This window comes from Flagellimonas meishanensis (genome assembly GCF_019880545.1).
Taxonomy (GTDB): domain Bacteria; phylum Bacteroidota; class Bacteroidia; order Flavobacteriales; family Flavobacteriaceae; genus Flagellimonas; species Flagellimonas meishanensis.
On the sequence record NZ_JAINVW010000002.1, the window covers coordinates 198,730 to 213,074 of the forward strand.

Consider the following 14,345-nt stretch of genomic DNA (forward strand, 5'->3'; position numbering starts at 1 on the left):
TGTCAACGCTTGGAAATCTTATTGTTGGAGATATTTCTTGGCCGGGAAGATTTAAAAGGGTCAATTTTCTTACCTCTTAGCTTTTCATGTTTGGTTTTTCTGCCGTTGACCCTTTTTCGCTATATTTTAAAACTACGGAGCTTCATTTCTGCACGCATCAACCCTATCACTTCTTGTTCGGAAATCCCAAATTGATATGCTATGGCTTCAAAGGGAGTCCTGTCCTCCCAGGCCATTTCTATACTACGGTCCAATTCCCTTTCTGAAAATTGCTGCGTCATGGCTTTCAAGGATAATGTTATACAATTACTCGAAAGGTAAGATTTATGCGTTCCCCAATTTTTTTTGAGGTTTTTGGTATCTGATGTTGCCAAAAATGCTGTGTTTTTCCGGACATCACCAGAAGGCTTCCATGCTCTAGGCGCATCTTGTATTTCAGTGACCTATCGTGCTTATGCCGTAAGTGAAAGAAACGTGGGGCACCAAGGCTTACCGATGCGATAATTGGGTTTTGTCCCAATTCCTTTTCATCATCGGCGTGCCAGCCGTTGCTATCCCTGCCATCGCGATATAAATTCAAAAGACATGTGGTAAAGTTTGCCTGAGTCTCTTTCTCAATGGCGGTCTTTATATGGAGCAGATCTGGGGTAAACCCATGTGGATTCATGGTAATGTTGGAGTAGGAATAACTTTTTCCGTTATTTCCGAAAAGAGCCGTTAACCGAGGTTGTGGATGTGTTTTACCGAAAAGGGTTATGTGGTCCTGTTGCCATGGAACCTCTTTTCTCAATTTTTCAAAAAGGATAAGGGCCTTTTTCGCCTGAAAGAAATTGGGATAGTACACAATATCACAATCAGGTAGGTCAAGAACCGTCCTTTTCAAATCCAAGTCCGTCATTAAGTCAACACGGCTTTTAGTTGATTTCGATATTCCGAAGGATTTTGACCCGTAAAGGCCTTGAAGGATTTATTAAAATGTGAAAAGTTGTTGAAACCGCTGTCATAACAAACCTGCGTGATGCTAATGGGCTGCTCGGCCAGAAGTTTGGAAGCATGAACTAAGCGGTACTCGTTCACAAATTGGGTAAAGGTCTTGTTCGTTATTTTTTTAAAGTACCTGCAAAACGAAGGTACGGTCATGCTCACCATATCGGCAATTTCACCCAAGGTGATTTCTTCCTTGAAATTGGCCTTTACATGATTGAACACAATATTGATGCGGTCGTTGTCTTTCACTTCCGTTTCCATCGAGAAGCCCTCGGCATTCAGCACCTTCATTTCATTGGAATTAGCGAGAATGTTAAGGATGTTGAGAATGGATAGCAGGCGTTGAAAATCGGTCTGGTATTCCAGAACTTCCATTTTTTCTCCCACTTTGGTCTTGGTCTTTCCAAAAAAGGCGATTCCTCCCTTGGCCACCTCAAACAACTTCTGGATGTTCTTCATTTCGGGAATGTTGAAAAAATCACTGCCCAAAAAGTCGGCTTTCATTTGCACGAGGGTCTCACTTTTATTTCCGGTAAGCTTATCTGTGAACCCGCAGTGGGGAAGATTGGAGCCGATGAGGATGAGGTCACCATCCCTAAAATAGGAAACATGGCTGCCTATTTGGCGTTTGCCCGATCCTCCGTTCACGTAGACCAGTTCCAACTCAGGATGATAATGCCAGCCAATGTTGTTGTTTCCATTACGCTCATTGAATTTTTGATAGGTAAAGGAATGACCAAAATTGGGGGCAATTGATTCAAAAGCAGGTTTTTGGGTCATGAATGTACGTATTAACTCTATTACACAAAGTTAGGCAGGCCGTGGCCGTCCAATCTGTGCAAAATTAACAAAAAAATATGGTATATTAACCTTAACACCTTCTTAACAAGAACAACAGGTTAAAATTCCATATAAACTGGAAAAAATGGTAGTGTCCTACGAGGCGTTGCGGTGCTACATTTGTAGTGTAATCTTAAAAAACGAAAAGTTATGAAATCAGTTTTGAAACACATTACAGTAGCAGCTTTCCTAATGATGACTGCATTGGGAATTGCCAACGGACCCGCCAAAAGCGAGGTGGAAAAAAGGTTGATCAAGGTGGAATTGGATCCCGTGTTTGTAAAGAAAGGCAACACCTTGTTGATGAACCTCTTGAATCTTTCACAAGAGAAGGTGACCCTAAAGGTATACGATAGTGAGAACAGACTTATATTTATTGAATCTGTTGAAGGAAAACTGGTAGTGGAAAAGGCTTTCAATTTTGAAAAAGCCTACGAGGACAAGTATAAAGTTGTCGTTTCCGACAAATCGGGCACCTATTCAGAAACCGTATTGGTAAAGTAGTTGTTTAGTTAATTTTGATTCCAGGGGGCCATTTGGCCCCTTTTTTATTGATACTTTCTGAGTTTTTCCCTTTTTCCAACCGGAATGGATTCGTTTTTTATGGCAAGTTTCAAAACCTCGGGGTCTTTTTTCTTATCAAAAAGTAACCGATAGAACCGTTGTATGGTCAAAGGATTTTCTGATTCCTCAACCAGTTCCATACTATCACCGGCAGAGACCTCGCCTTCCTTTAAAACTTTAACATAGGTCCCAGGAAACCCATGGTCGATAAATTCTCTCAATATTTTTTGGTCCCCAAAACGTATCCCAAGCTTATAGCAGGGTTCCCTTGGTTGCGTGATCTGTACCAATGCATCGCCCAATTTATAAATGTTCCCAATCCGAATTTGGGATTCATCCAGCCCGGTAATGGTCAAGTTTTCCCCAAACATGCCCCAATTCCAATCCAGATTCGGATATTTTTCCTTCCAATAGGGGTAGTGTTCCGAAGCAAAAAGATAACATGCCTTGAAAATGCCCCCATGTACCCTGCGGTCGGCGATGGTGTCATGGGCAACTGCCTCCAGTTTCAAATGTATGGCAGTATCCACGGGGTATTTGTAAATACCGGTGTATTGTTCCTCACCGTTCCACATAATTTTTGTGGGTTTTGCCAGATTGGCCGAAATGACTTTCATGGATGTAAGATAGAAAGAGTTGAATTATGAACCTTATTTTTGAGCCATTTTCTGGCATATGTTTCGAATTTCAATCCAAATACCAAAAGGCCCAATACATCAATCCAAATTGAAGCGGAATTCTAAGCACTAAAACCCATTTGGGAATACCCGCTGAGGCCTTTTCCCCAGAAAACATATAAAAGTGCACCATCAGAAAAACCAACAACATTAAAATAATGCCATAAATGCTAATGTTCTTAGTAAAGGGAAAACACAACCCTATTCCCAACAAAATTTCTGCCATCCCACTTAGGAAGACAAGAAGTTTATGCGCCGGAAGGTATCGGGGCATGATGCGCATATAGGCCTTTGGAAAAACAAAGTGGGCCAATCCCGCCACGATGTACATTCCTGCCATAAGGTAAAGGTGCCAAGGAGTTTCCATGGTATAAAAATAAGAAAGGCAGGCCAATTGGCCTGCCTTTCCCATATTTTGGAACAGTTTATTTTATCATCTCATAACTGCGGGCAATGAACTTGGTCAGTTCCTCACCTTTTAGCAATCCTTTGGACAAGCGTGCCAAATCCAAGGACTGATTTATGAGCCTGGTGCGTTTTTTGGCAGTTTTAGTGTTCAAGATCTCACCGACGAGTTCGTGATTGGTATTCACGATCAAATTGAACATGTCCGGCATATTGCCCATACCGAACATACCGCCTCCACCAGTTTGCTGCATTTCCTTCATACGACGTATAAATTCGGGTTCGGTAATTATAAATGGGGAAGCCGAACTATCCATTGCTTCCAGTTGAATGGTATATCCTTTATCCTGGACAACGGCCTCAATTTCTGATTTCAGTTGCTCTTTTTCCTCATCCGATAATTTGGATATGGTGGTGTCCTCTTTTTTGATGAGATTATCGATGTGGTCCGCATCAACCCTGGTGAAGGAGAGTTTTTCCTTGGAAGTCTCCAACTTTTGCATCAAATGGGCCACGATGGGGGAATCCATCAACAATACCTCGTATCCTTTGGCCTTCGTAGCTTCTATATAACTGTGCTGTGCTTCCTTGTCCGAAGCATATAGCACCACCAACTTGCCATCCTTGTCCGTTTGATTGTCCTTTATTTTGGCTTCCAGTTCCTCAAAAGTGAAGTAGGAGCCATCCACAGTGGGATAAAGGGCAAATTTGTCTGCTTTCTCAAAGAATTTTTCTTCGGAAAGCATACCATATTCAATTACGACCTTGATGTCGTTCCATTTCTTCTCAAAATCTTCCCTGTTGCTTTTGAAGAGCGAGCTCAGTTTGTCCGCCACTTTTCTGGTGATGTAGGAAGAAATCTTCTTCACGGCCCCATCTGCCTGCAGATACGACCTGGAGACGTTCAATGGAATGTCCGGCGAATCGATGACCCCGCGGAGCATGGTCAAAAATTCGGGAACAATTCCTTCCACATTGTCCGTTACAAATACCTGGTTTTGATACAATTGGATCCTATCCTTTTGAATGTTGAGGTCATTGGTCAGTTTTGGAAAATAGAGAATCCCGGTGAGGTTGAATGGATAATCCACGTTCAGATGAATGTGGAACAAGGGCTCCTCAAACTGCATGGGGTATAGTTCCCTGTAAAAACTCTTATAATCTTCATCTTTAAGGTCTGTAGGTTGTTTGGTCCAGGCAGGATTGGGGTTGTTGATGATGTCATCGACCTCCTTTGTTGGTGCAGGCTCATCTTCCTTGGCCCCTTCAGGTTTGGGCAGGGTCTCGGTCCTCGTCCCAAATTTGATGGGAATAGGCATGAACTTGTTGTATTTTTTCAGGAGTTCACGAATCCTGAAATCTTCCAAAAACTCGGTGGAGTCCTCTGCGATATGCAAGATAATTTCCGTACCCCTTTCCTTTTTCTTTGCTTCCTTGATGGTGAATTTCGGTGAACCGTCACAGGTCCAATGCACCGCTGGAGCGTCGGTAAAGCTTTTGGAGATGATCTCTACCTTGCTAGCCACCATAAAGGCCGAGTAGAAACCAAGCCCAAAGTGACCGATAATACCGGCATCCTTGCCCGCATCCTTATATTTATCCAAGAATTCCTCGGCCCCGGAAAAGGCAACCTCGTTGATATACTTCTTCACTTCCTCTTCCGTCATCCCAATGCCTTGGTCCATTATGTGGATTTTTTTCTTTTCCTTGTCCACTTTCACCTCTATAATGGGATTGCCATACTCCACCTTCGCCTCACCGATGGAAGTCAGGTGTTTTAGTTTTAGGGTTGCGTCCGTAGCGTTGGAGATCAACTCTCTCAGAAAAATCTCGTGATCGCTGTATAAAAATTTCTTGATTAAGGGAAAAATGTTTTCTACCGAAACATTGATTTTACCTGTAGCCATGATTATAGTTTTTCATTTCTCCATTGATGTGGCAAAAAAAATACCATACGTCGTGAATATGACAAACTGACATTAAATGCGTGCAATACAGAAGAATTAAATTTTTAACATAATTTTGTTTATATATTTTGTATTTGTATTAGACAAAAAGTTTATATTTGTATTGTTATGGAGAAGTTGCTATGAAATAGTTTTGTTCTATAACAAATTTGTTTATTTATTGGTTAGGTTGTCGAAAACGCACTTTTGCCAGAAAGTGCGTTTTCTTTTTATTGATATTTTATGATTTTATACACATAAATATTGTTTAATTAAGAGTATTTTTGTTTAAACAAATTATGTAATGGCAAAAACTACCAATCGTGACAAAATGCAAAATGACATCATTGAATTTTACATGGAACATGTTCTTGAAAACGAAACGGAACCAAAGTCAATTTTCAAATTCTGCAAGGAGGGAAACTTCAAGGAAGAGGATTTCTACAATAACTTTGGTTCTTTTGAAGCTTTACAACAAACTATATGGGAAAAATTCTTTGATAATAGCCTTTCGCTAGTCAAAAAGAATAAGGATTACACTTCAATGACGAATGAGGAGAAGATGCTTTCGTTTTTCTTCACATTCTTTGAAAACCTGAACTTGAACAGAAGTTATGTGCTCTTTGTTTTGGAGGGTAAGCAGGGCATGATGGATAAAATCAATCAATTGAAGGGGTTGCGAAAAAAGGTCAAATCCTTTGCTTCAGAGCTTATCCAAGAAGGCAATCAAGAGAAACAGCTTAAGCTGTTGCAGCACAATGAAAAGCTGTTTTCCGAAGGTGCCTGGCTGCAACTGATGTTTCTACTTAAATTTTGGATGAAGGACAGTTCGCCCGGTTTTGAAAAAACAGACATCGCCATAGAAAAATCCGTGACCACCATTTTCCAGGTATTTGAGAACGCCCCTTTGGAAAAACTCCTGGATTTCGGGAAGTTCCTTTACAAAGAAAGTTTTGCATAGCCATTTATGAAGACATTGGACAGTATACCCACCGGAAAGCTGGAACGGGCAGGAAAATTGGTGAGAACAGGGGTGAAGATTGGGGGAAACTATGTAAAATATTACGGCAAAAAGTTGGTCAATCCCGATATTTCCAAGGAAGAATTGGACCAAGACAATGCCGAGGATATTTATGATGGCCTTAAAACCCTCAAGGGTAGTGCCCTAAAGGTGGCCCAGATGCTCAGTATGGAAAAAAACCTACTGCCCAGAGCCTATGTGGACAAATTTTCGCTCTCCCAGTTCTCCGTTCCTCCATTGTCGGCCCCGCTGGTCCGGAAAACCTTCAAGAAATATTTGGGACAGTATCCGGAGGATATTTTTGACAGTTTTGACAAAGATTCCATAAATGCTGCCAGTATTGGGCAAGTGCACAAGGCAACAAAAAATGGAAAACAATTGGCCGTCAAAATACAGTATCCGGGGGTCGCGGAGAGCATTAGCAGCGATTTGGCCCTGGTGAGGCCCATTGCGATGAAAATGTTCAATCTTAACAGTAAGGATTCAGATAAATATTTCAAGGAAGTTGAACATAAACTTGTTGAGGAGACCAATTATATACTGGAACTGGAGCAGAGCAAGAACATCACCGAAGCTTGCTCCGTGATACCCAACATGCAATTTCCCGATTACTATCCCGGACTGTCCAGCGAACGTATTTTGACCATGGACTGGATGAAAGGGCAACACTTGGGCGATTTTACCAAAACTGATTTTAAACCTGAGGTTGGGAATATGCTCGGACAGGCACTTTGGGATTTTTATATGTTCCAGATACACCATCTTAGAAAAGTGCATGCCGACCCGCATCCGGGTAATTTTTTGGTGAGCGAAAGGAGTACGTTGATAGCCATTGATTTTGGATGCATCAAGGAAATTCCGAAGGAGTTCTATGTTCCATACTTTGAATTGGCCAAGGAGGAAAACATCAACAACGATTTGGTGTTTATGGAAAAATTGTACCAATTGGAAATTTTGACCCCAACGGATTCTTTGGAAGAGATAACATTTTTCAAAGCACTTTTTAAGGAAATGCTCCAGATTTTTACCGCTCCTTTCAATCAAGAGGAGTTTGATTTTGGTTCTGATGATTTCTGGGCACGCATCGCCGATTTGAGTGAGCGTTATTCCAAGGATGGGCAAATAAGAAAGATGAACGGGAATCGCGGGTCAAAGCACTTCCTATATATCAACCGTACATTTTTTGGTCTTTATAACCTCCTTCACGACCTAAAGGCCAAGGTAAAAGTGAACAACTTCAAAAACTATATCGATTAATTTTGCCCATAAATTGGCAGTTCATTGAATATATTTTTTACTTTTCCACTAATTAGCCCCTTGTTTTTTTGATTAATTCATAATTAAAACCGACAACAATGTACAACTCCAAAATATCGGGACTCGGGTTTTTTGTACCCGAAAATGTGGTCACCAATGATGATTTGTCCAAAATGATGGATACTTCCGACGAGTGGATTCAGGAACGAACGGGGATCAAGGAACGTAGACATGTGATCAAGGGTGAGGATACCACCACCTCCATGGGGGTGAAGGCGGCCAAAAAGGCCATCGAGCGTGCAGGAATCGACAAAGATGAGATTGATTTTATTGTTTTTGCCACATTGAGTCCGGATTACTATTTTCCAGGGCCGGGGGTGTTGGTCCAGCGCGATTTGGATATCAAAACCGTGGGCGCACTGGATATCCGAAATCAATGTTCGGGTTTTGTGTATGGCATTTCCGTAGCGGACCAGTACGTAAAGAGCGGGATGTACAAAAATGTCCTGGTGATAGGTTCCGAGCTGCATTCCCACGGTTTGGACATGACCACTAGGGGAAGGGGAGTTTCCGTAATTTTTGGTGATGGTGCCGGCGCCGCTGTGGTCAGTAGGGAAGAAGACACTTCCAAAGGCATCCTTTCCACGCACCTACATTCTGAGGGACAGCATGCTGAAGAACTTTCGCTGATAGCCCCTGGAATGGGAAAACGGTGGGTAACGGATATTTTGGATGAAAACGACCCTGAGGACACCTCATACTTTCCATATATGAATGGGCAATTTGTGTTCAAAAATGCAGTGGTACGCTTCAGCGAAGTAATTATGGAAGGTTTGAAGGCCAATGGATTGGGTCCACAGGATATTGATATGTTGATTCCACATCAAGCGAATCTTCGGATCTCGCAATTTGTTCAAAAGAAGTTCGGCCTATCCGATGACCAGGTTTTCAACAACATAATGCAGTATGGCAATACCACGGCGGCTTCCATTCCCATTGCATTGACCGAAGCATGGGAATCAGGAAAGGTCAAAGAAGGCGATTTGGTGGTGTTGGCCGCATTTGGAAGTGGATTTACCTGGGGCAGTGCCATAATAAAATGGTAGTTCATCCATACTAGCGGGAACGGCCTTCAAGGTGAGCAAATAGGTATTTTAACAAAGTTAAAACCCCAACTTCAAATGAAATTGGGGTTTTTTATTGATAAACCCTGAAAGATTAACCAACCAACACTCTGGCAAGGAATATCAATAGCTTTTATAATATGCCACCACCAGTTTGCTTGGTGTTGTCGTCCCTTCGCTTACGCTGCTTTGCACGGTATTTTCCGCTACCAAAATTATAGGAAAGTCCAATATAGACATTATTGCTCTCCCAGTTGAACCCACCCTCTTGCTCGTAAGGTCGGTCCCCATCAAAGCCGAAACGCATCGTATTGAACATATCGTTGTAGTTTACGCTGATGGTACCCTTGCCCTCCGCAAAATTGTATCGGGCACCCAGATTTACAAAATACATGGGCTCTGCCAAAAACTGGATTGTTCTGTTTTGGCCCCGGTAAAATGCAAATGCCTGAAGCGTCAGTTTTTTGGTCACCGTAAAGCTATTGTTCAACCGGAGGTTCCAAGCCGTATTGTCCACCTCTACATCTTCAATCACAATGTCATTTTCAGTAGGGTTTGGACTGTCACCGCTTAAGCTCTCCGTGATTCCCCGCTGTGTTTGGGAAAAGAAGTCAAAACTACCATTGATGCTCCACCACTTTGTGGGCCTGTAGTTGGATGAAAGTTCAAAACCATAAGCCGAAGTATTGTCGAAATTATCGAACGTGAGTATCAACCGGTTAAAATCCAAGCGGTCCACATAAACGGCCCTGTTGATCTCGTCGGATATTGCCCTGTAAAATACGCCCGTGGTTATGCTTCCTCCCTTAAATCTCCTTGTGTAGTTCGCTTCATAGGAATCCGTAAACTGAGGTTCCAAACTTGGATTACCGAAGGAAGATATCAATGGCGTGGCCCATTCCCTAATGGGGTTTACCTGCTGAAGCCCCGGTCTGTCCACCCTGCGACTGTAGCTTACCTGATATTGATTCTTTTCGCTAGGGCTGTACGTCAAAAAGGCGGAGGGATAAATCTGTGTATATTCATCCGTAAAGGCACGGACCCTATTGGTATCGGCCTGAACTTCCACATCCTCAATCCGCACTCCCACCTGATAGGACCATTTTTCCCATCGTTGCGAAAAAGTGGCATAGGCCGAATAAATATCCATATCATAAACAAAGTCAGTATTTGGTGTAGGAATAAGTTCCCCACTGGAATTGAATGAAAGTCCTGTGGATGAGTAATCCACTTCCGTCTTGAAACCTCTGGATTCCAAACCAAGTTCCAATTTGGAGATGCTGTCTAAAGGATTTACATAATCCAAATTGATAAAAGTTTGGTCCCGCTCCGTATCCACGAAGTCCATATAGTCTGGAAACGGCGTGTTGCCCACTGACCTGAACGTTGCATCCTGACCGCTCTCGAATGCGTTATGGTCCACTTCGAGCTCAATGTTGTGACCTTCCTTGGCAAAATTCAGTTTGTAGTCAAAATTGTACTGTTGGCTCGTATTGTCGCTCACGTCGTTGAAAAATTGGGCCACGTTTCGTGAGGTATCATCAAAATAGGTCACATCGGTAATTCCGTTCCCTTTTCCATCAAAAATGTTCTGATTGGTGAAAACCGAGATCGTGTTTTTGTCATTTAGGTAAAAATCCACCCCAACTTTATATAAATGGGATTTGTTATTGTTGAAAAAGTCAAAATCCTGCAAGGAATTCTCATCCAACCGCAATATGGTCCCATCGTTCACATACTTGCCGATGTTGTTACCATAATTTCCATAAATATTGAATTTTCCATTTCTATAGTTCAAATCGATGGAACTATTGAACTTGGCCTCAATCGCTTGGGTAAGACCAATATTGAAACTCCCATTGAAACCAACATTGGCATTTTTGTGCAGTACAATATTGATGATTCCACTCATCCCCTCGGGATTGTATTTGGCCGAAGGATTGGTGATCAATTCAATCGATTTAATTGATGTGGAAGGTATTTGCCGAAGCAGCTGGGCAACCGGAACGTTGGATAACTTGCCATCCACCATTACCCTTACATTGGAATTGCCCCGTAGGGTTATATCGCCTGTTTGGGCATCCACGTTCACGGATGGTATATTGTTCATGATATCCGAGGCTGTGGCCCCTGCCGTGGTCAAATCCTTGCCCACATTGATCACCTTTCGGTCCACCCGCTGTTCTATTGTGGTCCGTTCGGCAACAACCTCCACCTCTTCCAAGTTTCGGGCAGCTTCGCTCAAGGTGATTGTTCCGAGATTCAAATTCCTGTTGGATTTGTTGATTTCCAATTTTTGGGAATGGGTTTCATATCCTATAAATTGAACCTCAAAAATATAAGTCCCGTCTTCCAGTTTTTTAATTTCAAAATTACCATTCTCCTCGGTGATGCTTCCCGTAATGGTCTTGGTGCCGTCTGCAGATTTAATGACCACGGCGGCATACGCTATGGGTTGCTTTAGCGTATTGTCCACCACGGTTCCAGAGATGGACCCAAGCGCTGTATCGGGATTGTTGGCAAAAATGTTGTTTGGATACACACTACAGAACAGCAGTGTGAATAGTGCTAGTACACTTCTCATGATTTTGTTCGTTTTTTGATTAGCTTGATGTTGCTTACTAGACTAAACTGGTACCAATATGTTACAAGAAATATTGGTTTTAACATTTTTTTCTGGAATCGAAATGGGATCAGCTTGGAAAAAATAAAGGTGTAGGCGGTACATTTTAAAAGAAGAAGCCCTGGCAATAAGCAGATTGCAATACCAGGGCCTTGCATTGATAAGCTATACTAAACACTAACCATTAACTATAAAAATACAGCCTTATCAATGATAATTCTTTGAACAATAGACGAGTTTTTTTCGAAATAGTTACAATCTTTGAACCAGTTTAACAGTTAAATTAACATATGGTCAAGACACTTGTTTTTGGAGCATCATTAAAACCCAATCGATACAGCAATTTGGCGATTCAACGTCTGGTTGAAAGCGGAATTGCCGTTGAAGCATTTGGTATACATGAAGGGGAGGCCCATGGAGTTCCAATAAAAAGCAATCTGGATGAATTTGGGCATATTGATACCATCACCCTGTATCTCAATCCACAGCGACAACAGGATTACTATGAAGCGATAATGGATTTATCCCCCAGAAGAGTCATTTTTAATCCGGGAACAGAAAATCCTGAGTTCCAACATAAGTTAAAAGAAGCCGGAATATCCGTAGAGGTCGCCTGCACCTTGGTTTTGCTGGCCACGGGACAGTATTAGTCCAGTTTCACCTTTCGCTCTTTGATCAACCACAGACCGATAAAGGTCAATAACCCGTTCAGGGGCAGCAATTCGTATCCCATCACGTAGCCACCTAAATATTCCGTTGGAATGTTGGCAATCAATGCGATCAGTACCACGGCCATAAGAGATACCAGCCAAACATACTTGTCCATAATCTGGTGCTTGGTAAAAATACCGAAGGCAAAAAGTCCCAAAAGGGGACCGTAGGTATATCCAGCTACAGTCAATAAGCTATCGATCACATTACTGCTCAAAATATATTTAAAGGCGATGATCACCATGACCAGCATAACACTCATCCCAATATGAGTTTGTTTGCGTACCTTTTTTTGTTCCTCTTCCTTCTTCTTGCCAATATTTAAAAAATCCACACAAAATGAAGTGGTCAACGAAGTCAATGCACTGTCCGCACTACTGTAGGCGGCAGCAATCAATCCTAGCATAAAGGTGATGGCAAGCGTAATGCCCAGACCACTGTTAAGGGCAATCTCTGGAAAAAGAAGGTCTGTCTTTGGCTGACCGTCCATCAAGGGTATGGCCACACCATTTCTTTTGGCAAAAATAAACAGCAGCGCACCCAAAAGCATGAACAAAAAGGTGACCCCTACCAAAACAAAACTGAAGGATACCATATTTTTCTGGGCATCTTTCAAGGATTTACAAGTGAGGTTCTTCTGCATCATGTCTTGATCCAATCCGGTCATGCAAATGGTGACAAACATGCCACCCACGAAAGATTTGAGAAAATGATTTCGGTCCAACAGACTATCCGTGAACAGAAATTTGTTGTACTCACTCAATTCGTCGGAGGCCAAAAACTCCCCAAAACTCCAATCGAGCTCCCTATTTATGAAAATGATCGATAACACTACGGCCAAGATCATGAAGAACGTTTGCAGGGTATCGGTCCAAACAATGGTTTTTATCCCCCCTTTATTGGTATAAACCCAGATCAGGAGAATGGAAATTATAACGGTGAACTCAAACCGAATACCTAGATCATCAAAAACAAATTGTTGCAACACAATAGCTACCAAGTACAATCGAAAAGCAGCCCCCAACACCCGGGAGATAAAAAAGAAAAAGGCCCCGGTTTTATGACTGACCGTACCAAAGCGTTCGAGCAGGTACTCGTAAATTGAGGTAAGATTGAGCCGATAGTAAAGGGGCAACAATACAAAAGCAACCACAAGATAACCCAAAAGATACCCCAGGACCACCTGCATATAACTGAATTGGGAATCCGCCACCCATCCCGGAACCGAGATAAAGGTAACCCCTGACAGGGAAGCACCCACCATGCCAAAAGCCACCAAATACCATGGGGACGTTTTGCCTGCCTTAAAAAAATCGTCATTGGAATCGTTTTTTCCAGTAAAGTGGGAAATGATTATCAGCATCAAGAAATAGGCACCGATCAATAATAGAATCTGGGTAGAGGACATAGTTGGAATTTGAATTGCAAAATACAAAAGTAAATTGGTAACCGTAAAATTGTAATTTTGGCAAATATTCAATGGTATGGAGTTTTCATCAAAGCTTTTGGAAAATGCGGTCTATGAAATGTCCCAATTGCCCGGGATTGGCAAGCGCACCGCATTGCGTTTGGTGCTCCATCTATTGAAACAGCCCGAGGAAAGAACCAATCTGTTGTCCACAGCATTGACGAAACTCAAAAGCCAGGTCAATTTCTGTAAATGCTGCAACAATATCTCGGACACTGAGCTGTGTGAGATATGTGCCAATACAAAGCGGGATGGGACCCTGGTCTGCGTGGTGGAGGACATCCGCGACGTTATGGCCATTGAGAATACTTCGCAGTATAATGGTCTTTACCATGTTTTGGGCGGAAAAATATCCCCGATGGAAGGAGTGGGTCCACAGGACCTAACCATCCAATCCCTGATTGAAAGGGTAAAAAAAGGAACCATCAAGGAGCTGATCTTTGCTTTGAGTTCCACCATGGAGGGTGACACGACCAATTTTTACATATACCGGCAATTGGAAGGATTGGAAATCACCACGTCCACAATAGCCCGGGGCATCTCCGTAGGAGATGAGCTGGAATATACCGATGAGGTGACCTTGGGCAGGAGCATCCTGCACAGGGTCCCGTTCGAGAGTTCCATTAAAGCAGGGTAGGAAGATATTATTTTTACGGTAAATTTAATAACAAGCAAATTTCTTTATTATTTTTGCAAAACCTAAGTCAATATTAGTACGCTAA

General features: G+C 42.3%; 13 protein-coding genes and 1 pseudogene. 6 read left to right on the forward strand and 8 right to left on the reverse strand.

Annotated features, from left to right (window positions below; all coding sequences use genetic code 11):
* Positions 1-2: 2 nt before the first annotated feature.
* The 3 genes and pseudogenes from K7G75_RS07505 to K7G75_RS07515 form a co-directional block, all read right to left on the reverse strand.
* Positions 3-281: pseudogene (locus tag K7G75_RS07505) on the reverse strand (TIGR03643 family protein).
* A 17-nt stretch (positions 282-298) separates the two neighbouring features.
* Complete coding sequence (locus K7G75_RS07510) at positions 299-898, reverse strand: alpha-ketoglutarate-dependent dioxygenase AlkB family protein (protein WP_222983632.1); 600 nt, start codon at positions 896-898, stop codon at positions 299-301.
* Positions 898-1,767, reverse strand: coding sequence for an AraC family transcriptional regulator (locus tag K7G75_RS07515; RefSeq protein WP_222983633.1), 870 nt, complete (start codon positions 1,765-1,767; stop codon positions 898-900). The genes K7G75_RS07510 and K7G75_RS07515 overlap by 1 nt, the downstream gene beginning before the upstream one ends.
* A 210-nt stretch (positions 1,768-1,977) precedes the next feature.
* Here K7G75_RS07515 and K7G75_RS07520 point away from each other — a divergent pair, with 210 nt between their 5' ends.
* Positions 1,978-2,331 carry a hypothetical protein gene (locus K7G75_RS07520; protein ID WP_222983634.1) on the forward strand — a complete coding sequence of 118 codons (354 nt, stop codon included), beginning with the start codon at positions 1,978-1,980 and terminating at the stop codon, positions 2,329-2,331.
* A gap of 44 nt (positions 2,332-2,375) precedes the next feature.
* On the opposite strand, the gene K7G75_RS07525 is transcribed toward K7G75_RS07520, so the two are convergent.
* The 3 genes from K7G75_RS07525 to htpG form a co-directional block, all read right to left on the reverse strand.
* A complete protein-coding gene (locus K7G75_RS07525; RefSeq protein ID WP_222983635.1) occupies positions 2,376-3,008 on the reverse strand; it encodes an MOSC domain-containing protein in 633 nt (210 codons plus the stop codon).
* 70 nt (positions 3,009-3,078) lie between these two features.
* Entirely contained in the window at positions 3,079-3,435 is a 357-nt protein-coding gene (locus tag K7G75_RS07530; protein WP_222983714.1) for a DoxX family protein, read from the reverse strand.
* A gap of 58 nt (positions 3,436-3,493) precedes the next feature.
* On the reverse strand, positions 3,494-5,380 hold the full coding sequence (gene htpG / locus K7G75_RS07535; RefSeq protein WP_222983636.1) for a molecular chaperone HtpG: 1,887 nt from the start codon (positions 5,378-5,380) through the stop codon (positions 3,494-3,496).
* A gap of 343 nt (positions 5,381-5,723) precedes the next feature.
* On the opposite strand from htpG, the gene K7G75_RS07540 reads away from it, so the two are divergent.
* From K7G75_RS07540 to K7G75_RS07550, 3 genes are all read left to right on the forward strand, one after another.
* On the forward strand, positions 5,724-6,380 hold the full coding sequence (locus tag K7G75_RS07540; RefSeq protein WP_222983637.1) for a TetR family transcriptional regulator C-terminal domain-containing protein: 657 nt from the start codon (positions 5,724-5,726) through the stop codon (positions 6,378-6,380).
* Between the two features lie 6 nt (positions 6,381-6,386).
* Entirely contained in the window at positions 6,387-7,697 is a 1,311-nt protein-coding gene (locus tag K7G75_RS07545; RefSeq protein WP_222983638.1) for an ABC1 kinase family protein, read from the forward strand.
* A gap of 98 nt (positions 7,698-7,795) precedes the next feature.
* Complete coding sequence (locus K7G75_RS07550; RefSeq protein WP_222983639.1) at positions 7,796-8,803, forward strand: 3-oxoacyl-ACP synthase III family protein; 1,008 nt, start codon at positions 7,796-7,798, stop codon at positions 8,801-8,803.
* 151 nt (positions 8,804-8,954) lie between these two features.
* On the opposite strand, the gene K7G75_RS07555 is transcribed toward K7G75_RS07550, so the two are convergent.
* Complete coding sequence (locus K7G75_RS07555; protein ID WP_222983640.1) at positions 8,955-11,405, reverse strand: TonB-dependent receptor; 2,451 nt, start codon at positions 11,403-11,405, stop codon at positions 8,955-8,957.
* 329 nt (positions 11,406-11,734) lie between these two features.
* Here K7G75_RS07555 and K7G75_RS07560 point away from each other — a divergent pair, with 329 nt between their 5' ends.
* A complete protein-coding gene (locus K7G75_RS07560) occupies positions 11,735-12,094 on the forward strand; it encodes a CoA-binding protein (RefSeq protein WP_222983641.1) in 360 nt (119 codons plus the stop codon).
* Here the strand turns inward: K7G75_RS07560 and K7G75_RS07565 are convergent.
* Positions 12,091-13,563, reverse strand: a complete 1,473-nt coding sequence (locus K7G75_RS07565) for a sodium:solute symporter (protein ID WP_222983642.1) — start codon at positions 13,561-13,563, stop codon at positions 12,091-12,093. The two genes, K7G75_RS07560 and K7G75_RS07565, sit on opposite strands and share 4 nt — an antisense overlap.
* A gap of 76 nt (positions 13,564-13,639) precedes the next feature.
* Here K7G75_RS07565 and recR point away from each other — a divergent pair, with 76 nt between their 5' ends.
* On the forward strand, positions 13,640-14,260 hold the full coding sequence (recR, locus tag K7G75_RS07570; RefSeq protein ID WP_222983643.1) for a recombination mediator RecR: 621 nt from the start codon (positions 13,640-13,642) through the stop codon (positions 14,258-14,260).
* The last annotated feature ends 85 nt before the right edge of the window (positions 14,261-14,345 follow it).

Bases quoted from the DNA above. Each gene is read 5' to 3' on its own strand.
- K7G75_RS07515 (WP_222983633.1), bottom strand. From the start codon at position 1,767: ATGACCCAAAAACCTGCTTTTGAATCAATTGCCCCCAATTTTGGTCAT.
- htpG (WP_222983636.1), bottom strand. From the start codon at position 5,380: ATGGCTACAGGTAAAATCAATGTTTCGGTAGAAAACATTTTTCCCTTA.
- K7G75_RS07510 (WP_222983632.1), bottom strand. From the start codon at position 898: ATGACGGACTTGGATTTGAAAAGGACGGTTCTTGACCTACCTGATTGT.
- K7G75_RS07530 (WP_222983714.1), bottom strand. From the start codon at position 3,435: ATGGAAACTCCTTGGCACCTTTACCTTATGGCAGGAATGTACATCGTG.
- K7G75_RS07555 (WP_222983640.1), bottom strand. From the start codon at position 11,405: ATGAGAAGTGTACTAGCACTATTCACACTGCTGTTCTGTAGTGTGTAT.
- K7G75_RS07520 (WP_222983634.1), top strand. From the start codon at position 1,978: ATGAAATCAGTTTTGAAACACATTACAGTAGCAGCTTTCCTAATGATG.
- recR (WP_222983643.1), top strand. From the start codon at position 13,640: ATGGAGTTTTCATCAAAGCTTTTGGAAAATGCGGTCTATGAAATGTCC.
- K7G75_RS07540 (WP_222983637.1), top strand. From the start codon at position 5,724: ATGGCAAAAACTACCAATCGTGACAAAATGCAAAATGACATCATTGAA.
- K7G75_RS07545 (WP_222983638.1), top strand. From the start codon at position 6,387: ATGAAGACATTGGACAGTATACCCACCGGAAAGCTGGAACGGGCAGGA.
- K7G75_RS07525 (WP_222983635.1), bottom strand. From the start codon at position 3,008: ATGAAAGTCATTTCGGCCAATCTGGCAAAACCCACAAAAATTATGTGG.
- K7G75_RS07565 (WP_222983642.1), bottom strand. From the start codon at position 13,563: ATGTCCTCTACCCAGATTCTATTATTGATCGGTGCCTATTTCTTGATG.
- K7G75_RS07550 (WP_222983639.1), top strand. From the start codon at position 7,796: ATGTACAACTCCAAAATATCGGGACTCGGGTTTTTTGTACCCGAAAAT.
- K7G75_RS07560 (WP_222983641.1), top strand. From the start codon at position 11,735: ATGGTCAAGACACTTGTTTTTGGAGCATCATTAAAACCCAATCGATAC.